The 24,000-nt window shown below is 64.6% G+C and carries 19 protein-coding genes; 7 read left to right on the plus strand and 12 right to left on the minus strand.

The genetic code is table 11. The annotated features are described in order from the left end of the window. The first annotated feature begins 41 nt into the window (after positions 1 to 41). The gene (ppc, locus tag ACQ3C8_RS10420) at positions 42 to 2,879 is read left to right on the plus strand and encodes a phosphoenolpyruvate carboxylase (RefSeq protein ID WP_428851521.1); all 2,838 of its coding nucleotides are present in this window, start codon (positions 42 to 44) and stop codon (positions 2,877 to 2,879) included. A 200-nt stretch (positions 2,880 to 3,079) separates the two neighbouring features. Beyond that, the gene (gene argH / locus ACQ3C8_RS10425; protein ID WP_428851522.1) at positions 3,080 to 4,492 is read left to right on the plus strand and encodes an argininosuccinate lyase; all 1,413 of its coding nucleotides are present in this window, start codon (positions 3,080 to 3,082) and stop codon (positions 4,490 to 4,492) included. A 93-nt stretch (positions 4,493 to 4,585) separates the two neighbouring features. Here the strand turns inward: argH and ACQ3C8_RS10430 are convergent, their stop codons facing one another. Continuing rightward, the gene (locus ACQ3C8_RS10430; RefSeq protein WP_428851523.1) at positions 4,586 to 5,242 is read right to left on the minus strand and encodes a TetR family transcriptional regulator C-terminal domain-containing protein; all 657 of its coding nucleotides are present in this window, start codon (positions 5,240 to 5,242) and stop codon (positions 4,586 to 4,588) included. A 186-nt stretch (positions 5,243 to 5,428) separates the two neighbouring features. Here ACQ3C8_RS10430 and ACQ3C8_RS10435 point away from each other — a divergent pair, with 186 nt between their 5' ends. The 4 genes from ACQ3C8_RS10435 (at position 5,429) to ACQ3C8_RS10450 (ending at position 10,498) form a co-directional block, all read left to right on the plus strand. Further along, positions 5,429 to 6,397, plus strand: a complete 969-nt coding sequence (locus ACQ3C8_RS10435) for a Bug family tripartite tricarboxylate transporter substrate binding protein (RefSeq protein ID WP_428851524.1) — start codon at positions 5,429 to 5,431, stop codon at positions 6,395 to 6,397. 137 nt (positions 6,398 to 6,534) lie between these two features. Next, a complete protein-coding gene (locus ACQ3C8_RS10440) occupies positions 6,535 to 7,329 on the plus strand; it encodes an enoyl-CoA hydratase/isomerase family protein (protein WP_009523131.1) in 795 nt (264 codons plus the stop codon). Beyond that, positions 7,319 to 9,442: an acetate--CoA ligase family protein gene (locus tag ACQ3C8_RS10445; RefSeq protein ID WP_428851525.1), complete on the plus strand. Its 2,124-nt coding sequence runs from the start codon at positions 7,319 to 7,321 to the stop codon at positions 9,440 to 9,442. Before ACQ3C8_RS10440 ends, ACQ3C8_RS10445 begins: the two co-directional genes overlap by 11 nt. A gap of 54 nt (positions 9,443 to 9,496) precedes the next feature. Then, positions 9,497 to 10,498: an MDR family oxidoreductase gene (locus ACQ3C8_RS10450; RefSeq protein ID WP_009523133.1), complete on the plus strand. Its 1,002-nt coding sequence runs from the start codon at positions 9,497 to 9,499 to the stop codon at positions 10,496 to 10,498. A gap of 268 nt (positions 10,499 to 10,766) precedes the next feature. Here the strand turns inward: ACQ3C8_RS10450 and ACQ3C8_RS10455 are convergent, their stop codons facing one another. The 3 genes from ACQ3C8_RS10455 to dcd all read right to left on the minus strand — a co-directional run bounded on the left by ACQ3C8_RS10455 (position 10,767) and on the right by dcd (position 14,988). Continuing rightward, complete coding sequence (locus ACQ3C8_RS10455) at positions 10,767 to 11,591, minus strand: hypothetical protein (RefSeq protein ID WP_428851526.1); 825 nt, start codon at positions 11,589 to 11,591, stop codon at positions 10,767 to 10,769. Between the two features lie 394 nt (positions 11,592 to 11,985). Further along, on the minus strand, positions 11,986 to 14,247 hold the full coding sequence (locus ACQ3C8_RS10460) for an arginine/lysine/ornithine decarboxylase (protein ID WP_009523135.1): 2,262 nt from the start codon (positions 14,245 to 14,247) through the stop codon (positions 11,986 to 11,988). A gap of 174 nt (positions 14,248 to 14,421) precedes the next feature. Further along, positions 14,422 to 14,988, minus strand: a complete 567-nt coding sequence (dcd, locus tag ACQ3C8_RS10465) for a dCTP deaminase (RefSeq protein WP_009523136.1) — start codon at positions 14,986 to 14,988, stop codon at positions 14,422 to 14,424. A gap of 474 nt (positions 14,989 to 15,462) precedes the next feature. On the opposite strand from dcd, the gene ACQ3C8_RS10470 reads away from it, so the two are divergent. Further along, positions 15,463 to 16,410, plus strand: coding sequence for a hypothetical protein (locus ACQ3C8_RS10470; protein ID WP_428851527.1), 948 nt, complete (start codon positions 15,463 to 15,465; stop codon positions 16,408 to 16,410). Positions 16,411 to 16,428: 18 nt separating this feature from the next. On the opposite strand, the gene ACQ3C8_RS10475 is transcribed toward ACQ3C8_RS10470, so the two are convergent. The 8 genes from ACQ3C8_RS10475 to ACQ3C8_RS10510 all read right to left on the minus strand — a co-directional run bounded on the left by ACQ3C8_RS10475 (position 16,429) and on the right by ACQ3C8_RS10510 (position 23,968). Further along, the gene (locus ACQ3C8_RS10475) at positions 16,429 to 17,268 is read right to left on the minus strand and encodes a formate dehydrogenase accessory sulfurtransferase FdhD (protein WP_428851528.1); all 840 of its coding nucleotides are present in this window, start codon (positions 17,266 to 17,268) and stop codon (positions 16,429 to 16,431) included. An 82-nt stretch (positions 17,269 to 17,350) separates the two neighbouring features. After that, complete coding sequence (locus ACQ3C8_RS10480) at positions 17,351 to 17,743, minus strand: hypothetical protein (RefSeq protein ID WP_428851529.1); 393 nt, start codon at positions 17,741 to 17,743, stop codon at positions 17,351 to 17,353. 50 nt (positions 17,744 to 17,793) lie between these two features. Further along, positions 17,794 to 18,960 (minus strand): formate dehydrogenase subunit gamma, encoded by a 1,167-nt coding sequence (locus ACQ3C8_RS10485; protein WP_428851530.1) that lies wholly within the window; start codon positions 18,958 to 18,960, stop codon positions 17,794 to 17,796. 46 nt (positions 18,961 to 19,006) lie between these two features. Further along, positions 19,007 to 19,240 carry a hypothetical protein gene (locus ACQ3C8_RS10490; RefSeq protein WP_009523145.1) on the minus strand — a complete coding sequence of 78 codons (234 nt, stop codon included), beginning with the start codon at positions 19,238 to 19,240 and terminating at the stop codon, positions 19,007 to 19,009. Further along, a complete protein-coding gene (fdh3B, locus tag ACQ3C8_RS10495) occupies positions 19,237 to 19,896 on the minus strand; it encodes a formate dehydrogenase FDH3 subunit beta (protein WP_428851531.1) in 660 nt (219 codons plus the stop codon). The genes ACQ3C8_RS10490 and fdh3B overlap by 4 nt, the downstream gene beginning before the upstream one ends. Positions 19,897 to 19,915: 19 nt before the next feature. Then, positions 19,916 to 22,927, minus strand: coding sequence for a formate dehydrogenase subunit alpha (locus ACQ3C8_RS10500; protein ID WP_009523147.1), 3,012 nt, complete (start codon positions 22,925 to 22,927; stop codon positions 19,916 to 19,918). A gap of 50 nt (positions 22,928 to 22,977) precedes the next feature. Further along, on the minus strand, positions 22,978 to 23,187 hold the full coding sequence (locus ACQ3C8_RS10505) for a hypothetical protein (protein WP_009523148.1): 210 nt from the start codon (positions 23,185 to 23,187) through the stop codon (positions 22,978 to 22,980). A 145-nt stretch (positions 23,188 to 23,332) separates the two neighbouring features. Beyond that, positions 23,333 to 23,968, minus strand: a complete 636-nt coding sequence (locus tag ACQ3C8_RS10510; protein WP_009523149.1) for a TorD/DmsD family molecular chaperone — start codon at positions 23,966 to 23,968, stop codon at positions 23,333 to 23,335. Positions 23,969 to 24,000 lie beyond the last annotated feature (32 nt).

Genomic DNA, 24,000 nt, shown 5'->3' on the forward strand with positions numbered 1-24,000 from the left:
ACGCCGCACAGGCGCACGAAAACAACAGGGAGACAGATTCAATGAAACGTTCCACCGGTTCCTCGGACAAGGATTTGCCATTACGCGAGGACATCCGGTTTCTGGGCAGATTGCTGGGCGACGTATTGCGGGAACAGGAAGGGGAGGCGGCATTCGAAACCGTCGAGACCATCCGCCAGACCGCAGTGCGTTTCCGCCGGGAGGACGATCGCAAGGCTGCCACGGAACTCGATCGGTTGCTAAAGAAACTCAACCGCGACCAGACCACTTCGGTGGTGCGCGCGTTCAGCTACTTTTCGCACCTGGCCAACATTGCCGAAGACCAGCACCATAACCGCCGCCGCCGCGCCCATGCGCTGGCCGGCTCACCGCCGCAGGCCGGCAGCCTGACCCGTGCGCTGCAGGCGCTGGGCGAGGCTGGCCTCACCAGCGGCGACGTGCGCGAATTCCTCAGCTCCGCGCTCATCATGCCGGTGCTCACGGCCCACCCGACCGAAGTGCAGCGCAAGAGTATTCTCGATGCGGAGCGCGAGATCGCCCGCCTGCTGGCAGCGCGCGAACAGCCGATGACCGCGCGCGAGCGCGAGCGCAATACGCTGCATCTGCGCGGTTGTGTCACCACGCTGTGGCAGACGCGGATGATCCGCGAGAACCGCCTGGCGGTGGCCGACGAGATCGAGAACGCCCTGTCCTACTACGACGCCACGTTCCTGAAGGAAATCCCTGCCCTGTATCTCGACCTGGACGAGGATCTGGATACCCTGCTGCCGGCCGGTCGCAGCCGCAAGAAGAATGCCCCGGCCAAGACGCTGGCGCCCTTCTTCCAGATGGGTTCATGGATCGGAGGCGATCGAGACGGCAACCCGAACGTCACCGCCGACACCTTCCTCTATGCCTCGCGCCAGCAATCGACCGTCGTGCTGTCGTACTACCTCGAAGAAGTCCATGCGATGGGCGCGGAGCTCTCGATGTCGACGCTGCTGGTCGATGCCAGCGACGAACTGCTGGCCATGGCAGCGGCCTCGCCAGATACTTCGGAACACCGTAGCGACGAGCCGTACCGCCGCGCCCTGACCGGCGTGTATGCGCGCCTCGCCGCCACCTGCCGCGCCCTGACGGGCCGTGATGCGACGCGCCACCCGGTTGGCGAAGCCCCGCCGTATGCCGATGCCGCCGCCTTTGCTGCTGACATCCGCGTCATCATGGCCTCGCTCGAGCGCCATCACGCCGCCGCGCTGGCACACACGCGCGTGGCTGCGCTGGCCCGTGCCATCGACGTCTTCGGCTTCCACCTGGCCTCGCTCGACCTGCGCCAGTCGTCCGACATCCATGAGGCCGTCATCAGCGAACTGCTGGCCACGGCCGGCGTCGAGGCCAACTACGCCGCGCTGCCGGAGGCCGACAAGCTGGCCCTGCTGCTGCGTGAACTGGCCCAGCCACGGCTGCTGACCTCGCCATTCATCACCTATTCCGCGCAGACCACTTCGGAACTGTCGATCCTGCGCACCGTGCGCGAAGCGCGCAAGCGCCACGGCGCGGCGCTTGCGCGCAACTACATCATCTCGCACACCGAAACCCTGTCCGACCTCGTCGAGGTCATGCTGCTACTCAAGGAAGGCGGCATGCTGCATGGCTGCTTCGGCGCCGGCCAGCGCGATACGTCGATGGACCTGATGGTGATCCCGCTGTTCGAGACGATCGAAGACTTGCGCAATGCGCCAGTCATCATGCAGAGCCTGCTGGACCTGCCGGGCTTCGACGCCATCATCCGCCACCAGGGCGGCGAGCAGGAAGTCATGCTCGGCTACTCGGACTCCAACAAGGACGGTGGCTTCCTCACTTCGAACTGGGAGCTGTACAAGGCCGAGCTGGCGCTGGTGGAATGCTTCACCCAGCGCAAGATCAAACTGCGCATGTTCCACGGCCGCGGCGGCACGGTGGGACGCGGCGGCGGCCCAACCTACCAGGCCATCCTGTCGCAGCCGCCGGGTACGGTTAACGGCCAGCTGCGCCTGACCGAGCAAGGTGAAATCATTTCCAGCAAGTTCGCCAACCGCGACATCGGCCGGCGCAACCTGGAAACGGTGATCGCCGCCACGCTCGAAGCCTCGCTGCTGCCGACGCGCAATGCGCCGCACGATCTCGGCAAGTTCGAGACGGTGATGCAGGCGCTCTCCGACCATGCGTTTGCGGCCTACCGTAACCTGGTCTACGAGACGCCGGGCTTCAAGGATTACTTCTTTGCCACCACGCCGATCACCGAGATCGCCGACCTCAACCTCGGCTCGCGCCCTGCATCACGCAAGCTGGTCGACAAAGAAAAGCGCCGCATCGAAGACCTGCGGGCTATCCCCTGGGGCTTCTCGTGGGGCCAATGTCGCCTGCTGCTGCCGGGCTGGTATGGCTTCGGCACTGCCGTGCAACAGTGGCTCAAGGAGGCTGGCGGCGAAAAGATGCAACAGGCGCGTGTCCGCACCCTGCGCACCATGTACAAGCAATGGCCGTTCTTTGCCAACCTGCTGTCGAACATGGACATGGTGCTGTCCAAGACTGACCTGGCCGTGGCCTCGCGCTACGCCGAGCTGTGCGAGGACAAGGCGCTGCGCAAGCGCGTCTTCACGCGCATGAGCGCGGAATGGCAACTGACGTCGGACATGCTGGCGCTGATCACCGGCCGCAGCGAGCGGCTGGCGGACAACCCGCTGCTGGCGCGTTCGATCCAGAACCGCTTCGCCTACCTCGATCCGCTGAATCACCTGCAGGTCGAACTGCTCAAGCGCTTCCGCGCTGGCGGCCCCGACAGCAGCGACGATCGCGTGCGGCGCGCCATCCACCTGTCGATCAACGGGATCGCTGCGGGCCTGCGTAACAGCGGTTAAAGCAGCGGTTAAGCACGACTGGCGATCCTGCACGCGCGGGATCGCTTGCCGCATGACCAAGCGGCGCATCCCTTACCTGCGCCGCGCCTGCCGCACACCCGCCGGCGCCAGTTTTCCCGAGCCGGCGGGCTCAAGGTATACTTCCACTCTTCCCGGCCAGGCACTGCCCGGCCGCCCTGCATTCTTCCAGACTCATTGCCATGACTTCCCAGCTCGCCAAAAAAGGAGAGGCCTGGTCGGCACGCTTCTCCGAGCCGATGTCGGACCTCGTGAAGCGTTATACCGCCTCCGTGTTCTTCGATAAGCGCCTCGCCCTGTTCGACATCCAGGGTTCGCTCGCCCACGCCGCCATGCTGGCCAAGCAGGGCATCATCGCCGAAGCCGACCGAGTCGCGATCGAGAAGGGCATGACACAGATCCGCGCCGAGATCGAAGCCGGACAGTTCGAATGGCAGCTCGACCTGGAAGACGTGCACCTCAACATCGAAGCACGCCTCACGGCGCTCGTCGGCGATGCCGGCAAGCGCCTGCACACGGGCCGCTCGCGCAATGACCAGGTGGCCACCGACATCCGCCTGTGGCTGCGCAGCGAGATCGATTCGATCATCGCCCTGCTCGGCGCGCTGCGCGGTGCACTGCTCGATCTGGCCGAACAGCAGGCCGATACCATCCTGCCCGGCTTCACGCATCTGCAGGTGGCGCAGCCGGTGACCTTTGGCCACCATCTGCTCGCCTATGTGGAGATGTTCACGCGCGATGCCGAGCGCATGGCCGACTGCCGCAAGCGCGTCAACCGCCTGCCGCTGGGCGCGGCCGCCCTGGCCGGCACGAGCTACCCGATCGACCGCGAGTTCGTGGCGCAACAGCTCGGCTTTGACGGCGTGTGCCGGAACTCGCTCGACGCCGTCTCGGACCGCGACTTCGCCATCGAATTCTGCGCCGCCGCCGCGCTGGTGATGACGCACGTGTCGCGCTTCTCGGAAGAACTGGTGATCTGGATGAGCCCGCGCGTCGGCTTCATCGACATCGCCGACCGCTTCTGCACCGGCTCGTCGATCATGCCGCAGAAGAAGAACCCGGACGTGCCCGAGCTGGCGCGCGGCAAGACCGGCCGCGTCAACGGCCACCTGATGGGCCTGCTCACGCTGATGAAAGGCCAGCCGCTGGCCTACAACAAGGACAACCAGGAAGACAAGGAACCGCTGTTCGATACGGTGGACACCGTGGTCGACACGCTGCGCATCTTCGCGGACATGGTGCCCGGCATCTCGGTCAAGCCGGACGCCATGCGGGCCGCCGCGCTGCAAGGCTATGCCACGGCCACCGACCTCGCCGACTACCTGGTGAAGAAAGGCCTGCCGTTCCGCGACGCGCACGAAGCCGTGGCCCATGCGGTGCGCGCCTGCGACGACAAGGGCTGCGATCTCGCCGACCTGAGTGTGGATGAACTACGTTCGACCAGTGGGTTGGGCGACAAGGCCGCGCTGATTGGCGACGACGTGCACAGCGTGCTGACGCTGGAAGGGTCGGTGGCAGCGCGCAATCACATTGGCGGCACTGCGCCCGAACAGGTGCGTCAGGCGATTGCCGCCGCGCGCAAGCTGATCGGCTGATTCAGCTGTCCGTCTGATACCGGCGCCTGCGCGGCGCCGGTCCTGTCCTCCTCACTCCATGCAAGCAGGCCCCTGCCGGCATGCCTGCCCCGCTCACGCAGCCGGCTGCTCCGCATACTCCGCCGGCATCTCCTTGCGCCCGATGCTGCGGAAGAAGAATGCACCAAATGAGCGGATCGGCGCCGCGCTCTGCTCCAACTTGGCGCGCCACACGGCACCCTGCCAGCCATTCCAGAACAATGAAGCCAGCATCGCCGCATCGTGCGATGCCGGCAAGTCGCCGCGTTCGATGGCTTCCTGCAGGCAGGCGGCCACGCGCGCTTCCCAGTCGTTCAGTACCGCAGCCAGCTGCGCGCGGAAATTGTCGTTCATGCCGCCCAGTTCCTGCCCGAGGTTGCCGACCAGGCAGCCGCGCCGGAAATTCGACAGGGCAAAGCGCAACTGCGCCTCGTTGATGAAGGCATCGAGCCGCTCCAGCGGCGGCATCGACGTGTCCTTGAGAAAGCGGTCCAGCCGTTTCTCGTAGTACTGGCGGTAGTTCTCGATCACCGCCTCGCCGAACTCGTGCTTGCTGCGGAAGAAGTGATAGAACGACCCTTTCGGCACCCCCGCGCGCTTCAGCACCTCGTCAATCCCGGTGATCTGGAAGCCGCGCTCCGTACACAGTTCCGTCCCGCACCGTACCAGCAAGGCCCGCGTGTCCTCGCGCCGACCGGGGTTGGGCGGGCGGCCGCGCCGGCGCACTGGCATGCTTGCTGCTTCGGGAAAAGCTGGTCGTTCGGTGTGCTTAACCATAGAAAGAATTCTTGCGTTTCGTCTCGCCGAATTATATATTAGACCGGTCTGTTCATTTAATGTAGTCTCGTGGTGCCTATCAAACTGCCTGGCCAAACCAGCTTGTGCCTGCGCTGGCCACTCATTCGGGAGAGTTGCAAAGTGAACCTGTTCAAATTCGGCGTCGCCGCCGCCCTGTCGTCCCTGCTTGCCGTGCCCGTCGCCGCGTCGGCGGACACCTACCCCAGCCGTCCGATCACCATCATCGTGCCGTTCTCCGCAGGCGGCGGCACCGACATGCTGGGCCGCCTCGTGGCCCAGGAGATGACGGAGATCCTCAAGTCCAGTGTGATCGTCGACAACAAGGCCGGCGCCTCGGGACAGATCGGCACACGCTACGTCATCCAGGCACCCGCCGACGGCTACACCCTGCTGCTGGGGACCACCTCGCTGATCAACCATCCGTTCATGTTCACCAACCTGCCGTATGACGCCGCCAAGCAGCTGCGTCCGATCGTCAGCGTGGCGGACCAGTCGATCTTCCTGGCAGTCAATGACAAGGTGCCGGCCCGCGATACCAAGGAATTCATCGCCTGGGCGAAGAAGAGCAGCAAGGTCAACTACGGCTCGGCCGGCGCTGGCACGACGCTGCACCTGAGCGCGGAATGGCTGAAGAAGAATGCGGGCTTCGATGCCACGCACATCCCGTTCAAGGGCAGTGGCCAGTCGGTCGCCGCGCTGGGTAGCGGCGAGATCGATTTCAATATGGAAAACCTCGGCGCGGTGGAAGCCATGGTCGACAGCAAGCGCGTACGTCTGCTGGCCGTGGCCGCGCCGAAACGCAACCCGGCCTACCCGAACGTGCCGACACTGGCCGAAGCCGGACTGCCGCCGGCGACGCTGGCCACGTGGATGTTCCTCCTGGCACCTGCCGGCACGCCAGATAACGTTGTCAATACGCTGAACAAGGCGGTCAACCAGGCGCTGACCAAGCCCGAACTCCAGGCCCGCCTGGTCAAGCTCGGCTACGTGGTCAACGGCGGTACGGCCGAAGCGGCCGCCGCTCGCATGAAAACCGAATCCGAGCAATGGGGCCCGCTGATCAAGGCGGCCAACATCACCGTGCAATAAGCAACACGACCACTGTATTCCGGCACCGCAACCGATCCGGTGCCGGAATCATGGCGCAGCGTTGCCTGCTGCCATCCGGCAACACCCAGCAACACACGGCAACACCTGTCACACGATTTACCTCAGCGGAGACTTGCATGTCCGATGCACTTGTAACACTGGAACGCAGCAATGCCATCGTCACGATCACCATCAACAACCCGCCCGTCAATGCCGTATCGTCGCGCGTCCTCAATGCGCTGATCGATGCCTTCGACGCCGCGGAACGTGACCCGGAAGCACGCTGCATCATCTTCACCGGCGCCGGCAGCAAGGCCTTCTCCGCAGGCGGCGATCTGCGCGAGGAAAAGGATTTTGGTTCCGCCGAAGCATCGCGTGCCTTCCGCGCGCTGGGCCGCAAGACGCTGAACCGCATCGAAGCCTGCAAGCTGCCAGTCATCTCCGCGATCCATGGCTACTGCATCGGTGGCGGCACCGCGCTGGCCTGGGTCTGCGACATCCGCCTGGCCGCCGACAACACCGTATTCCGCGCCGCCGACGCGCACCTCGGCATGCTGCCGAGCTGGGGCATGGGCCTCACGCGCCTGCCCCGCTTCGTCGGCCGTAATCATGCACTCGACATCCTGCTGACCGGCTACGACTTCGATGCGCAACGCGCCTATGAGCTTGGCCTGGTCACCAAGGTGGTACCGCGCGAGCAATTGATGGAAGAAGCCCGCACCATCGCCGCACGCATCGCCAAGGCCTCGCCGACTGCCATCCTCGCCACGCGCCAGGCTGTGGCTCGCAATCTGCGCGAGAGCTGGGATGCCATGGTCGAGTGCGAGAACGAACTGTGCGAGATGATGTTCGCGCACCCCGATGCGCTCGAAGGTCCGCGTGCCTTCAGCGAGAAGCGCGAGCCGCAGTACAGGAGCCTGCATGAAAACTGATCGTTTGCTGCGTCCGCGCAGCATTGCCATCGTCGGCGCGTCCGACACGGTCGGGCCGGGCTTCAATGCCTGGAAAGCGCTTGAGCATGTCGGTTTCGAGGGCCAGGTCCACCTGGTCAACCCCAACAAGCCCGAGCTGTTCGGGCGCAAGACCTACGCCAGCCTCAACGATATCGACAGCGACGTCGATGCCGTGTTTGTCGCCGTGGCAGCGCACCGTGTACTGGAAGTGGCCGACCAGGCCATCGCCCGCAATGCCGGCGCGCTGGCCATCATGTCGAGCGGCTTCAGCGATGCCGGCGATGAAGGCACGGCGCTGCAGCAGGCGCTGGCCGAACGGGCCAATGCGCATCAGCTGGCGGTGTGCGGCCCGAACTGCCTGGGCCTGCTGAATTTTTCCGCGCGCAGCGCGCTGTTCGGCACCTCGCTGCCGGACCGCGTCGAGCGCGGCAATATCGCCGCCGTGGTACAGAGCGGGTCGATCGGCATCGCCCTGCTGAATTCCGCGCGCGGCCTCGGCCTGAGCCACATGATCACGTCCGGCAACGAAGCCGTGACGACGACTGCCGATTACCTCGAGGCATTGATCGAAGACGATGCGGTCAAGACCATCATCATCTTTGCCGAACAGATCCGCAAGCCGGCCAAGTTCATGGAAATGGTCAAGCGTGCCCGCAGTGTCGGCAAGCCGGTGATCGTGCTCAAAAGCGGCCGCTCGGAACGCGGACAGGCGGCGGTGATGGCGCATACCGGTGCGGTGGCCGGCAGCGTCGAGGCATGCGATGCGGCGCTCGCCGCAAGCGGTGCCATCCAGGTCTTCACGCTGGACGAGCTGCTGGAAACCGCGGCCCTGGTCTCGCAACTGCGCGGCAGGCCGACGGCGACGGGCGTCGGCGCCATGTCGCTGTCCGGCGGCGAGATCGCGCTGGCGCTGGACGCCATCGACGATGCCGGTGTTGCCTTCCCGCCGCTCGGCAAGGCCGCGGAAGAGACGATTGGCGGGCTGATGCCGGAGTATGCGCATCTGTCCAACCCCCTCGACCTCACCTGGGCCGGCCTGTATGACGCCAATGTGGCGGAAGGCTGCGCCAGGGCACTGGGCTCGCAACCCGACGTGGGTAGCCTGCTACTGTTGCAGGATGCCCCGACGGGCCTCGGCGCGCAGCAGGCCGGCCGCTATGCCACGCTGCTGCAAGCCGTGGCCCGTGGTGCGGAGGCGGCTGGTAAACCGCTGATTGCCCTGTCGAACCTGTCGGACGATCCGCATCCGGAACTCAAGCGCGCGGCGCAAAGCGTCGGCGTGCCGTACCTGCGTGGCACGCGCGAGGCCCTGTCGGCCCTGGCGCGCTACTCCCGCTGGGCAACCCACCCTGCGCCCGCCCCGCTGCCGACCACGCCCGCCAAGGTGCTGACCGAAGTCAACGCAGCGCTCGACCAGTACCAGACCCGCATGCCCGCCGAGCATGAAGCCCGCGACATGCTGACCGGCTACGGCGTGACGGGTCCGGAAGAACGCTTCGTGCAGACCGCGCAGGAAGCCGCGGACGCGGCCGGCGCCATCGGCTTTCCGGTCGTGCTCAAGTGCATGGTGGTGGACATGGTGCACAAGTCCGATGCCGGATTCGTGCGCCTCAAGCTGGCCACGCCCGAGGCCGTGCGCGACGCCGCGGAGGACATGCTGACGCGTGCGCGCGCCGCGGGCGGCGGCGCCGTGCTCGGCCTGCTGGTGCAGAAGATGGCCGCCCCGGTCGCGGAGATCCTGGTCGGCGCACGTGTCGATCCGGACTTCGGCCCGCTGATCGTGGTCGGTGCGGGCGGCATCCATGTCGAGCTGTACAAGGACGTGGCGATCCGCATCGCGCCGATCAGCGAAACCGAAGCCCTTGCCGCACTGGAATCGACCAAGGCTGCCCGCATTCTTGACGGCTTCCGTGGCAGTCCGCCCGCCGACAAGGCCGCCGTGGCACGGATGGTCAGCAACCTGTCGCGCTTCATCGCGGACTTTGCTGACCGCGTGAAGGAAGTCGAGATCAATCCGCTCGCGGTATTCGAGAACGGCAAGGGATGCGCCGCACTCGATTGCGTGATCGTGCCCAGCACCGACCGTTCCTGACGAAGATTCGTCCACGAGCCCTCGCATCTTCCGAACCCTTTACTGGAAACTCACATGTCCCAATCTTTCAAAGCCATGGTGCTGAACCAGCAGGACGGCGCCACCACTCATGAAATCGTCACCATGGGCACGGACGCTTTGCCCGAAGGCGATGTCCTGGTCCAGGTCGAGTACTCCGGCCTCAATTACAAGGATGCGCTCGCCATCACCGGTACCGGCAAGATCGTGCGCAGCTTCCCGATGGTGCCTGGCGTGGACCTCGCGGGCACGGTGCTCCAGTCCGATTCGCCGGACTACAAGGCGGGCGACCGCGTGGTGCTGACTGGTTGGAGCGTCGGCGAACGGTTCTGGGGAGGCTACTCGCAGGTCCAGCGCGTGCGTTCCGAATGGCTGGTGCCGCTGCCCGAAGGCCTCGACACGCGCACCGCGATGGCGCTCGGCACGGCTGGCTTCACCGCCATGCTGTGCGTGATGACGCTGACCGAAGCCGGCATCAAGCCGGAGAGCGGCACAGTGCTGGTGACCGGCGCCGCCGGCGGCGTCGGCAGCGTAGCCGTGTCGATCCTCAAGCAACTCGGCTTCAAGGTGGCCGCACTGGTGGCGCCACATCAGGCGGAAACGCATGGTGACTACCTGCGCCAGCTCGGCGCGGCCGAAGTGCTGGCCGGACCGGAATGGAGCACACCGCCGCTGCCGCTGGAAAAACAGAAATGGGCCGCCGCCATCGACACGGTAGGCTCACTGGTGCTGGCGCGCGCGCTAGCCGAGACGTTCTACGGCGGCGCGATTGCCTCGTGCGGCCTGGCCGGCGGCTCGGATCTGCCGACCACGGTAATGCCCTTTATCTTGCGCGGCGTGCGCCTGCTAGGCGTGGATTCGGTGATGTGCCCGGTGGAGCGCCGCAAGCAGGTGTGGCAGCAGATCGTGCGCGACTTCAAGCCGGCGCTGCTGCAGGAGATTGCCCAGGAAGTACCGCTCGAGGAAGCCGCGCGCCTCGCAGCCGATATGCTCGCCGGCAAGAATCGCGGCCGCGTGCTGATCAATCTGCAGGCCTGAAACCGCCAAACCAGGCCGGGGCGCGGGCAGCCGGGCCCTGGTCAATCGTCGTGTGTCGCGCTGCCGGCGGGCCCGCTCGGGCTTGCTGGTGGCGTGCCTTGCAGCACCCCTTGCCTCTCTCCCCCGTGCGCTCTCCTTTCGCGCCAGACGCCTCCCGGCCTTTCCGGCAAGAGGTTCCCGGCGCCCGCGCAACGTTACGGTTCAGCATCATCATGCAGGTGTGAGAGTGAAGTACCTGCGTGCGAGACCCGTTGACCGCGCGGCCTGCTCAGTCGGTTTCCTGCGATCCGTCCGGCATTGTCTCGTCGCGTTGCTGGATGAACGCCTCGGCCTCGCGTACCCGCCGCGCCAGGGTCAGCCGGTCCGATTGCGCCGCCTCATGGATGCGCTGCGCGGCGCCCGCGCGGCGACCGGAAACCGTCTGCTCCGCCACAATGCGCTGGCCGGCAGCGACCACCGCAGCACGCAGCGCTCCGGATGCCGGATCGGTCAGCCATTCGGTCGGCGTCCGCGTGCCGGAACGCTCCATCTGCGGCCCCTGCGACAGGAAGCGGTTGCCGCCCGGTGTCACACCACCACTGCCATCACCCGACGAAAGCGCGGTGCGATCGGCGTGCCCGGCCGGCCGGCCTTCCGCCTGTCTGGCCGCCGCTTGCCTGTACCTGCCCTCTGGCGCGCCAGCGTGATGCGCCGGCTGCGCGGCGGGCTGACAAGTATGTGACGCCGGATCCCGGTGCGCCTCACTGCTCTGCTCGCGACCCCGCTCACCACCGCCCCGCTCGTCCTGCTGATCGCCGCCGCTGTCGCCTTGCGTATCGCTGCTGCCCTGCTGGCCGCCGCCGTCCGCATCACCCTCATGCGGGTCGGCGTCTCCGCCTTGGCCATCATGTGCGTCCTGCCCGTCATCCACGGCCGCTACGGCATCGGACTCAACCGTGTCGGACGGCCCGCCGTCAGCCTCCTGCGCGCCATCGGTGGCCGGTTCCTCGGGTTCGCTGGCGGGTTCCTGTGCGTCGTTGAACGTCGGTTTGTAGGTCGACAGCCAGTCGGCGGAGGCCGGCTTGCCAGTCTGCTCCACCGGCAGCAGCGGCATGGCGGTATCCGTTGACGGGATCGGCAACGCGTCCGGCACGACACTGCCGGAGACGAGAGGCGACGAAGCGGAAGGCAGACCGGAAATCGACATGACAGTGGAACGCTCGTTGGGACACAAAGACCGCACGTGGACGTCCGCAGTCCCGAAGGGCGTGTCCACCAGGAACGGCCGGGCGTGCACGCAGGCCGGCGACTGTGGCGGCACCCCGCGATACAGGGCCAGTGGAGCCAGAACATGCCACCCCTGCCGGGATGGCTCCGGTTCATGAGTAACGGCTGCCGCGCAAAAGTTCGCTCCAGTAACGCAAACAGCACGCCAAGGCGTGCTGTTTGCGACGATCATCGGGCAAGAGAAGCCACGCGCAGCGCGCGCAATGGCTTGCCGGCTGGGCTTACTTCACGCAATCGACAAAGTAATGCCGCTCGCCATTGCGCTCTTCCATGACAAGGCCGTGGATATCGGTCTCGAAACCCGGGAACAGCTTGTTGAAGTCGCGCGCGAACTGCAGGTAGCGCATGATGGTCCGGTTGAAACGCTCGCCCGGGATCAACAGGGGAATGCCCGGCGGATACGGCGTAAGCAGGATGGCGGTGACACGGCCCTCGAGATCGTCGATGGCGACACGTTCAATCTCGCGGTGCGCCATCTTGGCCCAGGCATCCGACGGCTTCATCGCCGGCTCCATGTCCGACAGGTACATCTCCGTGGTCACGCGCGCCACGTCGTTGGCCTTGTAGACACTGTGAATGGCGTCGCACAGGTCGCGCAGGCCCATGCGCTCGTACTGCGGGAACTTGCTGACGAACTCGGGTAACACGCGCCACAGCGGCTGGTTGGCATCGTAGTCGTCCTTGAACTGCTGCAGCTCGGTGACCAGGGAATTCCAACGGCCCTTGGTGATGCCGATGGTAAACATGATGAAGAACGAGTACAGCCCGGTCTTCTCGATGATGATGCCGTGCTCGGCAAGATAGCGCGTGACGATGGCGGCGGGAATGCCGGAGTCGCTGAACTCGCCGTCCACGTCGAGCCCCGGCGTGATGATCGTGGCCTTGATCGGATCGAGCAGGTTGAAGTTTTCCGCCAGATCGCCAAAGCCGTGCCACCGTTCGTTGGCCTGCAGCACCCAGTCTTTGCGGTCACCCATGCCCTCGTCCGCGAGGTCTTCCGGCCCCCAGACGGTGAACCACCAGTCATCCTGCTTGCCGCCGGCATACTCGGTCTGCACCTTGCGCATGGCACGGCGGAAGTCGAGCGCCTCCATGATGCTTTCCTCGACGAGCGCGGTGCCGCCCGGCGCTTCCATCATGGCGGCAGCAACATCGCATGAGGCGATGATCGAGTACTGCGGGCTGGTGGACGTGTGCATCAGGTACGCTTCATTGAAGCGGTAGGTATCAAGCTTGCGCGTCTCTGAATCCTGCACGAGGATCTGCGATGCCTGCGACAGGCCGGCCAGCAGCTTGTGGGTGGATTGGGTGACGAACACCAACGCGTCCTTGCTGCGCACGCCGTAGCTGCCGATGGCATGCATGTCATCGTAGAAGGTATGGAAGGCGGCATGCGGCAGCCAGGCTTCGTCGAAGTGCAGCGTATCGACGTGCGTGCCGAGCATTTCCTTGATCATCTCGGCGTTGTACAGCACGCCGTCGTAGGTGCCCTGCGTGATGGTCAGGATGCGCGGCTTCTTGTTGGTCGCCTGGCTGGCGAACGGATGCGCGGCGATCTTGCGGCGGATGGTTTCCGGATCGAATTCGCTCTTCGGGATCGGACCGATGATGCCGTAGTGGTTGCGCGTCGGCATCAGGAACACCGGAATCGCGCCGGTCATCATGATGGCGTGCAGGATCGACTTGTGGCAGTTGCGGTCCACCAGCACGATATCGCCAGGAGCAACGTTGGCATGCCACACCATCTTGTTGGACGTGGACGTGCCATTGGTCACGAAATACATGTGATCCGAGTTGAAGATACGCGCAGCATTGCGCTCGGATGCGGCGATCGGACCCGTGTGGTCGAGCAGCTGCCCGAGTTCTTCCACGGCATTGCAGACGTCGGCGCGCAGCATGTTCTCGCCGAAGAACTGGTGGAACACCTGCCCCACGGGGCTCTTCAGGAACGCCACGCCGCCCGAATGGCCGGGGCAATGCCACGAGTAGGAACTGTCCTGTGCGTACTCGATCAGCGCCTTGAAGAATGGCGGCGCGAGCGTATCGAGATAGACGCGCGCCTCGCGGATGATGTGACGCGCGACGAATTCCGGCGTGTCCTCGAACATGTGGATGAAACCGTGCAGTTCACGCAGGATGTCGTTCGGGATATGGCGCGAGGTACGCGTTTCGCCGTACAGGAAGATCGGCAGGTCAGCGTTGCGGCGACGCACTTCGCTGACGAAGGCGCGCAGCTTTTCGATGGCGGCAGCCTCGGGCTTGTCTTCTTCGCTGACGAACTCGTCATCGTCGATCGACACGATAAAGGTCGAGGCGCGGCTCGACTGCTGGGCGAAAGCCGTCAGGTCGCCGTAGCTCGTCACGCCGACGACTTCCATGCCCTCGTGCTCGATAGCCTCGGCCAGTGCGCGGATGCCCGAGCCGGAAATGTTCTCGGAGCGGAAGTCTTCATCGATGATGATGACGGGGAAGCGGAATTTCATGGGGATGTCCTCTGAGAAACGCGCGCAAATGGGTTCTGGCGTCGTGACATGGCTCTGCGGCCCTGCTGCTTACCGTCTTGCGGTATGGTCTGCGGCCATGCAACCGGCCAGAACGTTGCGTTTCCTGCCGGGCGCGCATCCAACATGGAAGGCGCCGGGGTCAATGATAAAACGTCAGGTTTTCGGCAATGTGACGCCGTGCTGTCCCTGGTACTTGCCGCCGCGGTCCTTGTACGACGTCTCGCAGACCTCGTCGCTTTCGAAGAACAGCACCTGGGCGCAGCCTTCGCCGGCGTAGATCTTGGCGGGCAGCGGCGTGGTGTTCGAGAATTCGAGGGTCACGTAGCCTTCCCACTCCGGCTCGAACGGCGTCACGTTGACGATGATGCCGCAGCGCGCATAGGTGCTCTTGCCCAGGCAGATGGTCAGCACGTTGCGCGGGATGCGGAAATACTCGACCGTGCGCGCCAGCGCGAACGAATTCGGCGGGATGATACAGACATCACCCTGGAAATCGACAAACGACTTTTCGTCGAAATTCTTTGGATCGACGATGGTGCTGTTGATATTCGTGAAGATCTTGAATTCCGGCGCGCAGCGGATATCGTAGCCATAGCTGGACGTACCATACGACACGATCTTGCGGCCCTCGGCTTCGCGCACCTGGCCGGGCTCGAAGGGCTCGATCATGCCGGTCTGCTCGGCCATGCGGCGAATCCACTTATCGGATTTGATGGTCATGGGTGAACCTGCTGATGGACAAATGGAGGCGGGCTTGGCACCGCCGGGCGGGCAGCGCAAGCGCGACTCCATTTGACCACGGCCGGGCCGGCGATTTCCCTCCAGGCGGGCTGGAGCGCCGACCGGGCAGCACGGAACGTGATTGTACGTCAAAGCACGGGCGGGTGGCGGCATTCTGCCCGGGCTGGCCGTTGTCAGTTGCCGATAGCACAGGCATGGGAAAGGCTTGGGGGCAGCCGGTCGTTTTGCACTACGTTGCAAATTTCGTACACCACCCACGTCCATCCCCTGCCTAGAATGCGCGCCTTGTCTGATCCCCTCATGTTGACGATGCGAACCGGCCGCCTGCCCCAGAGTCCACCTTCCAGCGCCATCCCGCGCGCCCCGGAGGGATCCTCGCCGTCCAAAGCACGGCCGGCGTACGTTGCGAAAACACGCACGGACCGCCTCCAGACCATCTACCTGTACAACCTCGTGTTCGAGCACCTGGGTCCTGCTGCGTGCGGAGCGCTCACCGCACTGAGCCGGGAGTTCCGCGACCACCCGCATTCCAGTGCGCGGATCCTGCGGGCCTATACCAACTTCGACCAGGACATCGAGGACCAGCAATGGCGCAATCTGCCACGCATGTACGATTCACCGACCGAGATGTCGCTTTCCAGTTCGCTCGTTGCACCGCCCCTCTCAGGAATTCTCCCGCCGTGGCCGAGTGACACGGATACCTCGTCCGATGATACCGGTCACGACTTTATGGACGATAGCAGTTGGTCCACCGGGGAGATGGAGAGCGGCTCGGATGACGAGGCCATCTGGGAACTGCCCACGCAGCCGCTGCTCAATACCTCGATCCGCTGGACATCGAACGATGCCGCCGTGCATGCCCACGACACGGGCAAGTTCTGGGAAAAAGTGGCAAATATCCTGAGCGACCGCGTACCCGCACGGTGGCTGCGTGCCTTGAGCCAGAGTACGCGTGACCGGCTACTCGATACAGTGATCTGCATCAGCCGGTCCGATATCCCCATCACCGCCGAGATCATCTGGAACCTGATCACCAGACTGGGGGCGCGCGTCAACGCCTTCACATTGCTTGAGGTCGTCAAACGGCAACGCCACGACGTGGCGCACATGTTGCTCGGCAGCGGTCGGATTTCATTGCGTAAGGACACCACCGGACAGGGCGGCCTGCTCGGGGCCACGCTGCTGCAAATGGCAATCTTTCTGGGTGATGTGAAGATGCTCAGGATCCTGCTCAGCCACGGCGCTCAAGGCGATACGGTCCTCGTGGCCGGGGAAATCGGCGGAGAAGCCATCACGCCGTATAGCTTGGCCAAGCTCCATTTGCCGGAGGCTGCGGTCCTGCTGGAACTGCATCACTCCCCTGCGTCCAACACGCCGCCGGCAAGCACGGCGCCTGTCTGAGCCGATCTCCAGCAAATGCTAGGTCGTTGCTGCGACAGCGGGCTCGCCATAGAAAAAACGCTCGCGCCCCGTGTAGAGCAGGAAGTGTTTCCCGGTACAGCGCGCAAATAGCGTCAGGTTCACACGACGCGCCATCTGGTAGCCCATTTGCGTGACACCGGAGCGCGACAGCAGGAAGGGAATCCCCATCTGCGCGCCCTTGATGACCATTTCGGAGGTCAGGCGACCTGTGGTGTAGAACACCTTGTCCTCACCGCTCATGCCTTCCAGCCACATCTTGCCGGCGATGGCGTCCACGGCGTTATGGCGGCCGACATCCTCGACGAACATCAGCAGCTCGGTTCCGCGAAACAGCGCACAGCCATGCACGGACCCGGCCTGCTTGTACACCGACTGCTGCAGGCGGATGGTGTCGATGATGCCGTAGAGCGTGGCCTGGTCGAGCCGGGCGCCATCCGGCAGGCGCGTGGCGTCGATCTCCTCCATCAGCGAGCCGAACATCGTGCCTTGCCCGCAACCGGTGGTGACGATGCGCTTCGCGGTCCGATCCTCGATGTCTGGCAACTGGCGTCCGGCGCGGGTCGTCACGGCGGCCGACTCGGTCTCCCAGTCCACCTGCACGGCGGCGATGTCCTCGATCGATTCCACCAGCCGCTGATTGCGCAGGTAACCCAGTACCAGTGCCTCTGGTGCGCCGCCCAGCGTCATCAGCGTGACCAGTTCGCGCTTGTCCAGATACACCGTCAGCGGACGCTCGCCCGGCAGATAGGCCGGACGCACACGCCCCTGCTCGTCCATGACCTCGACTTCTTCGATAAGGGGCACGGCAGCCTGAGTCAGTTCAGGGCGAAGCGGCATGCAGGCAATCCATCCAAAAAAAAAGCGCACCTGGGTGCGCATGGTCCGATACTGGCCGGCGAAAACGCCGGCCTCGGTGGCACTATGGTTTCTTCACTCCCGATTGTACCGTGGCAGGCGCGGCGGCGGGTTTCGCGTCGGAGGAGGCGGCAATCGGAGCAGTCGCCGGACCGCCCGCCGTGGCAGCGGCGACGTATGGGCCGGGATCGGTACATGGGGCAGCACTGGCGCCCGGCTTGGCTTCCTTCCCTTGCTGCTTCATGGCGGCCGTATAGGCAGCCGCTGCCCGATCCTGGGCGCGGCACAGCTGGTAGGCTGCGACCTTGTCGGACCATCCTGCCTTGGCCTTGGCTTCGGCCGCCTTGGCCTTGGCTTCTTCGCTCAGCGGCGGAAGCTTGGCCAGCGCCACGCCACTCCAGCCCGCCCCCAGTGCCGCAAGTCCGAATGCGGCGATGACCCCGATCATCCTGTTCATCTGTATCCCCTGTCAGTTCATGCCGCAGCGCACCTCGTGCCGCCGGGCCATCAGCCCCGTCCGCTCGGCCGCGGCGCGGATACCGGTGGTGTGGCCGTACCGGCGCGCGAACGCTGCACTGGGATCTTGCCGCTCTTGATATCGTCGTACCACAGCTCGTGATGCTCCTTTGCCCACGCCTCGTCGACCCAGCCATCGCGCATGGCACGGTAGGCACCCTCCATGCCGATGGTGCCCATGTAGATGTGCCCGAAGGCCATGGCCATCATGATGGTGGCGGCAATGGCGTGCACGATATTGGCCACCTGCATGGTGCCGCGGAAATAGTCCATGCCCGGCACGATCATGTCGAGCACCCAGCCGGAGATCGAGACGATGATGCCAAACACCACCAGGCCGCCCCAGAACCACAGTTTCTCGCCCGCATTGAAACGGTGCGACGGCACATGGCGTCCGCTGGCCAGGCCACCGAACGAGCGTACCCACTGCCAGTCCACGGCGCGCGGCAGGTTGTCCTTCACGAACATCACAAAGCCGACGATGATCGACAGCGTGAACAGCGGGCCAACGATGTTGTGGATGTTTTTGAGCAGGTAGGTCAGCCAGCCGAACAGCGTATGGCCGAGCAGCGGCAGCAGGAAGAACTTGCCGAACATCATGATGATGCCGGACACGGCCAGTGCCACGAACGAGATCGCCATGGTCCAGTGGACCATGCGCTCCATCGGTGTAAAGCGTTCGATCATGCGTCCGGTACGCGGCGTCTTCAGCGGAATCATGCCGCGCCACAGGAAGAACCCGAGGATCGCCACGGCCACGCCGACCAGCAGCCAGCCACCGTACACGGTGATCACGCCGTTGCGGAACATGCGCCATTTCTGGCCGGTGCGCTGGATCAGCACGCCCGCCTCGGGATCGGGCAAGCTGCTGTAGTGGCGTTGGTCGGAATTGACCTCGCGCCAGACCGGCGCGTTATTGCCCGGCTGCACCACCGAACGCTGCTTCTGCTTGCGGGCTTCGGCGGCCAGGTCGCGCGGCGGCACATCGAAGATATTCTGCGAGGCGACATTCGCCAGCGGTTGCGGCGGATTGATCGCCGGGTTGGTTACCGCGCCGGGCGCAGGGTTGGCGGTGTCGCTGGCAGCCTGCGCGTGCACCGCGCCCACGGCCAGTGCCATCAGGCCCGCCGCCAGCCATTTGGTCCAGAAGGATCTCATGCGGCCTCCTTTGTGTCTGCGTGCCGGATCCGGTCAGTCATTGCCGTCATTGCACGCGCACATACTCGTTCTGGAACTTGGCGCGCTCGTTCAGCTGATGCTGCCAGCTGACACGATCGCCCGCCTGCCAGCCCGGCGCCACGTACGGACTGTCCTTGACGCCTTCATAGGCCGGCGCGTCGGATTTCTTGTAAGCCGTGCTCGCGGTCTGCGCCTTGTCGCCGCAGGCAGCCAGCAGGGTAGCGAGAGTCAGGGCCGTGGCCAGCGCGAGCGTTCTCATGACGGTTGTCCTTGCTTGGCGGCCGGAGCCGGTTGCGCGTCCTGGTTCTGGCCTTGGCCCTTGCCGGCCGGCTGGCCATAGGCGGTACCCCAGCCGAACACATCGCCGCCGGTACCACGCTTGATGACGCGATTACGCAGGATGTCGGCAATCACGTCGCCATCGCCGCCGAGCAGCGCCTTGGTGGAACACATTTCCGCGCACGCCGGCAGTTTGCCTTCGGCAATGCGGTTGCGGCCATACTTCTCGAACTCGGCGGCCGAGCCGTTGACTTCCGGCCCACCTGCGCAGAACGTGCATTTGTCCATCTTGCCGCGCATGCCGAAGGTGCCGGTGCTGGGAAACTGCGGCGCACCAAACGGGCAGGCATAGGAGCAGTAACCGCAGCCGATGCACACGTCCTTGTCGTGCAGTACAACACCATCCTCGGTGCGGTAGAAGCAATCGACCGGACACACCGCCATGCAGGGGGCGTCCGAGCAATGCATGCAGGCCACGGAGATCGATTTCTCCGCCCCTTGCATGCCGTCGTTGATGGTCACGACGCGCCGGCGGTTCACGCCCCAGGGCACCTCGTGCTCGTTCTTGCAGGCCGTGACGCAGCTGTTGCATTCGATGCAGCGTTCCGCGTCACAGATAAATTTCATGCGTGCCATGTCAATGCTCCTGTGCCGTTCACGCGAACCGTTCGATCTGGCAGACCGTGGTCTTGGTTTCCTGCATCATCGTCACCGAGTCGTAGCCGTAGGTGGTGGCGGTGTTGACCGCCTCGCCACGCACGATCGGCATGGCGCCCTCGGGGTAGTACGGCTTGAGATCGGTACCCTGCCACCAGCCCGAGAAATGGAACGGCACGAAGGCATGGTCCGGCCCGACGCGCTCGGTCACCAGGGCACGTACCTTGAGGCGGGCGCCGGTCGGCGTTTTCACCCAGCAGTATTCGCCGTTGCGGATGCCGCGATCGGCGGCCGCACGCGGGTTGATCTCGACGAAGTTCTCCTGCTGCAGCTCGGCCAGCCACGGATTCGAACGCGTTTCCTCGCCGCCACCTTCGTATTCGACCAGGCGTCCGGAGGTGAGGATGATCGGGAATTTCTGCGCAATACCGTCGGCGACGTTCTTGTCCTGCAGCGTCTTGTAGAGCGTGGGCAGGCGCCAGAAGGTCTTCTTGTCGTCATGCGTCGGGTACTTGGCCACCAGGTCGGGACGCGGCGAGTAGATCGGCTCGCGGTGCTTGGGAATACCGTCAGGGAAGTTCCACACGACAGCGCGCGCCTTGGCGTTACCGAACGGATGACAGCCGTGGTTCTTCATAACCACGCGCTGGATGCCACCGGAGCGGTCGGTCTTCCAGTTCTTGCCTTCTGCGGCCGTCTTCTCGGCATCGGTCAGTTCATCCCACCAGCCCAGCTTCTTGAGCAGTACGTGGTCGAATTCCGGATAGCCGGTCGGGATATCCGCACCCAGCGAGTGGGAACCATCCTCGGCCAGCAGGTTGACGCCATCGCGCTCCACGCCGAAGTTGGCGCGGAAGTTGCCGCCACCATCCATCACGTGCTTGCTGGTGTCATACAGGTTGGGCGACCCCGGATGCTTGAGTTCCGGCGTGCCGTAGCACGGCCATGGCAAGCCGAAGTAATCGCCCGTCAGGTCGTAGCCGGTCGCCGCGTCCTTGCCGCCCTTGGCGCGCAGGGTCTTGACGTCGAACATGTGCATATTGCGCATGTGGGCCTTGAGGCGTTCCGGGGACTGGCCGGTGTAGCCAATGGTCCAGGTGCAGGTGTTGATCTCGCGCAGGATCGATTCCGGCTCGGGCTCGGACCACACTCGACCCGCGCGCTTGACCTCGATCATCTTGTAGTTCTTCGACAGCTCCTTGCCAAAGCCAAGCTTGTCGGCAAAAGCCTGCATGATGGTGTGGTCGGGCATCGATTCGAACAGCGGCTCGATGACCTTCTCGCGCCACTGCAGCGAACGGTTGGAGGCCGTGCACGAACCACTAGTTTCAAATTGCGTGGCGGCTGGCAGCAGGTAGACGGCACGGTTCGGATTGACCTTGTCGCCCTCTGCCGGGGGCATTGCCGCCATGGCGGCGGTGGCTGACGGATACGGATCGATCACCACCAGCAGGTCGAGCTTGTCGAGCGCTTTCTTCATGTCAAGACCGCGCGTCTGCGAGTTCGGCGCATGTCCCCAGAAGAACACGCCCTTGACGGCGTGGTCCTGATCGATCATCTCGTCCTTCTCGAGCACGGCGTCGACCCAGCGCGACACAGTCGTACCGGATTTTTCCATCATCTCCTGCGAGACGTACTGCTTCTTGATCCACTCGTAGTCGACATTCCAAGCCGCGGCAAAATGCTTCCAGGAGCCGGTCGCCAGGCCGTAGTAGCCAGGGAGCGAATCGGGATTGGGGCCGACGTCAGTCGCGCCCTGCACGTTGTCGTGACCGCGGAAAATATTCGCCCCCCCGCCCGAACGCCCGATGTTGCCGAGCGCCAGCTGCACGATGCACGAGGCGCGCACCATGGCATTGCCGATCGAGTGCTGGGTCTGGCCCATGCACCACACGAGCGTGCTGGGGCGGTTCATGGCCATGGTCTCGGCGGCCTTGTAGACCTCGGCCTCGGGCACGCCGGTCACTTCCTCGACCTTGTCCGGCGTCCAGTTGGCCATCACTTCTTCCTTGACCTTGTCCATGCCGTAGACACGGTCATTGATGTACTTTTTGTCTTCCCAGCCGTTCTTGAAGATGTGGTACAGCATGCCGAACAGGAAGGCGACGTCGCCCCCCGAGCGCATGCGGATGTACTGGTGCGCCTTGGCGGCGGTGCGCGTGAAGCGCGGGTCGACCACGATCACCTTGCAGCCGTTCTCCTTGGCGTGCAGCAGGTGCAGCATCGACACCGGATGCGCCTCGGCGGCGTTCGACCCGATATACAACGCTGCCTTGGAATTCTGCATGTCGTTGTAGGAGTTGGTCATGGCGCCATATCCCCAGGTATTCGCCACGCCCGCCACGGTGGTGGAGTGGCAAATCCGCGCCTGGTGGTCGGTATTGTTGGTGCCGATGAACGACACCCACTTCCGCATGAGGTAGGCCTGCTCGTTGTTGTGCTTGGACGAACCGACGAAGAACAGCGAATCCGGGCCGCTCTTGGCCTTGATGTCCTTCATGTGCGCGACGATCTCGTCAAGCGCCACATCCCAGCTGATGCGCTGGTACTTGCCGTTGACCAGCTTCATCGGATATTTCAGCCGGTACTCGCCATGGCCATGCTCGCGCAGCGCCGCACCCTTGGCGCAGTGCGCACCGAGGTTGATCGGTGAATCAAACACTGGCTCCTGGCGGACCCACACGCCGTTCTGCACGATGGCATCGGAAGCGCAACCGACCGAGCAGTGCGTGCAGACCGTGCGGCGCACCACGATATCGCCCTTGCCGGTACCGTCGGCCTTGGGACCGGCGGCCTCCGCCTTGCGCAGCAGCGTCAGCTGCGATGCCGCCAGTCCGGCCCCCACGCCGATACCGGAGCGCTTGAGGAAGCCGCGGCGGTCCATGGTGGGCAGCGCGCTGGTCAGGCTGCGCGCCAGGCTGCCGGTCAGGGCGGCGGAGGTAGCGCGGCGGGCGTCCGCGGAACGGGCGTCGGCCGCGCCCGGGGTCGCGGCTTTGCGGGTCAGAATCATGGTCTCACCTCGGAGGAAAAGCAATGGTCGGATCGGACGGCCATGCCGGGTCAGATCAATGTGGTCTTGTAGTACTTGCGGATGTGTTCCGAGACCCGGTAGCCATTGGCATCACCGGTGGTATCGGAAACCGCGGGTGTGGCGCTCAGCGCGACTTCGGTTGCCGGGCGCGTCAGGGTGGCGGCGCCGGCAGCAGCGGCGATGACCCCGGCCCCGGCGAGAAAGCCGCGGCGCGCCAGCTTGGGCTGGTCGTTCTTCATGTGGGAACTCCTCGGCGGTAATGCACCGAATAGCTGTGGTTTTATGTCAAGCTCTTCCTATATTAGGACGTTCGTGCCGAAAAGGCCACCTTCTTGCCCCTTTCTCGGGTAATTCACTAAGGAATGGACGACCCCGCGAAACCGCTCAAGCCATGTCGAGCGCCACGGCCTCGACGGAGAAGAATGCCCGTGCGAACCGGCTGACCTGGGCGTAGAAGCGCGCCGACGGATGCGCTTCGATCTGCGTGCACAGCGTATCGACCCAGGGCTGCAGATGACGTCCAAAAAACACGCGCTGCTCCTGCAAGTTGGAGATGGTCGGGTCATCGCCAGCGATCAGGTAGCGCATAACCTCGCACAGCGTGGCGAGATGGTCCTCTGTTTCGCTCACGGCCTCGTCGCGCTCCAGTCCGTAGCGCGCCAGGTCGTCACGCAACGACACCAGCGGCTTTTCGTTCAGGAAGCCGGCGATGTAGTAGGAACCATAGAGAAAGATGTCGGGCTTGCCGACACCGAGGAAGAGCGCGGTGTACTCGTCATCCACATCCTCGGTCATGGCGCCGCCCGCCGCTTCGGCCATGGCGTTCCAGGCATCGCCAAGGGCGCTGCCCGCTATCTCGCCCTCGGCGCGTGCCGTGGCAATGCGGTGCAGCGTGCCGGCGTCCGGCGCGCGATAGAACAATGCAGCCAGCAGGCCGTAGAGATCGGCGCGCGCCGTGTCCTCTTCGGCATCGGTCAGGGCGGCAGGCGCCACGAAGGCAAGGGGCTGGGCCTCTGTCATACGGCAGTCCTGGTACGTATCATGCGCATCTC

The sequence above is a fragment of the Imbroritus primus genome (genome assembly GCF_964332355.1).
Lineage (GTDB): Bacteria > Pseudomonadota > Gammaproteobacteria > Burkholderiales > Burkholderiaceae > Imbroritus > Imbroritus primus.

Bases quoted from the DNA above. Each gene is read 5' to 3' on its own strand.
- ACQ3C8_RS10455 (WP_428851526.1), bottom strand. From the start codon at position 11,591: ATGCCGCTGCTGCCGGTGGAGCAGACTGGCAAGCCGGCCTCCGCCGAC.
- ACQ3C8_RS10445 (WP_428851525.1), top strand. From the start codon at position 7,319: ATGAAAACTGATCGTTTGCTGCGTCCGCGCAGCATTGCCATCGTCGGC.
- ACQ3C8_RS10430 (WP_428851523.1), bottom strand. From the start codon at position 5,242: ATGCCAGTGCGCCGGCGCGGCCGCCCGCCCAACCCCGGTCGGCGCGAG.
- argH (WP_428851522.1), top strand. From the start codon at position 3,080: ATGACTTCCCAGCTCGCCAAAAAAGGAGAGGCCTGGTCGGCACGCTTC.
- ACQ3C8_RS10480 (WP_428851529.1), bottom strand. From the start codon at position 17,743: ATGAACAGGATGATCGGGGTCATCGCCGCATTCGGACTTGCGGCACTG.
- ACQ3C8_RS10485 (WP_428851530.1), bottom strand. From the start codon at position 18,960: ATGAGATCCTTCTGGACCAAATGGCTGGCGGCGGGCCTGATGGCACTG.
- ACQ3C8_RS10475 (WP_428851528.1), bottom strand. From the start codon at position 17,268: ATGCCGCTTCGCCCTGAACTGACTCAGGCTGCCGTGCCCCTTATCGAA.
- ACQ3C8_RS10500 (WP_009523147.1), bottom strand. From the start codon at position 22,927: ATGATTCTGACCCGCAAAGCCGCGACCCCGGGCGCGGCCGACGCCCGT.
- ppc (WP_428851521.1), top strand. From the start codon at position 42: ATGAAACGTTCCACCGGTTCCTCGGACAAGGATTTGCCATTACGCGAG.
- ACQ3C8_RS10505 (WP_009523148.1), bottom strand. From the start codon at position 23,187: ATGAAGAACGACCAGCCCAAGCTGGCGCGCCGCGGCTTTCTCGCCGGG.
- ACQ3C8_RS10490 (WP_009523145.1), bottom strand. From the start codon at position 19,240: ATGAGAACGCTCGCGCTGGCCACGGCCCTGACTCTCGCTACCCTGCTG.
- ACQ3C8_RS10510 (WP_009523149.1), bottom strand. From the start codon at position 23,968: ATGACAGAGGCCCAGCCCCTTGCCTTCGTGGCGCCTGCCGCCCTGACC.
- ACQ3C8_RS10450 (WP_009523133.1), top strand. From the start codon at position 9,497: ATGTCCCAATCTTTCAAAGCCATGGTGCTGAACCAGCAGGACGGCGCC.
- fdh3B (WP_428851531.1), bottom strand. From the start codon at position 19,896: ATGGCACGCATGAAATTTATCTGTGACGCGGAACGCTGCATCGAATGC.
- ACQ3C8_RS10440 (WP_009523131.1), top strand. From the start codon at position 6,535: ATGTCCGATGCACTTGTAACACTGGAACGCAGCAATGCCATCGTCACG.
- ACQ3C8_RS10460 (WP_009523135.1), bottom strand. From the start codon at position 14,247: ATGAAATTCCGCTTCCCCGTCATCATCATCGATGAAGACTTCCGCTCC.
- dcd (WP_009523136.1), bottom strand. From the start codon at position 14,988: ATGACCATCAAATCCGATAAGTGGATTCGCCGCATGGCCGAGCAGACC.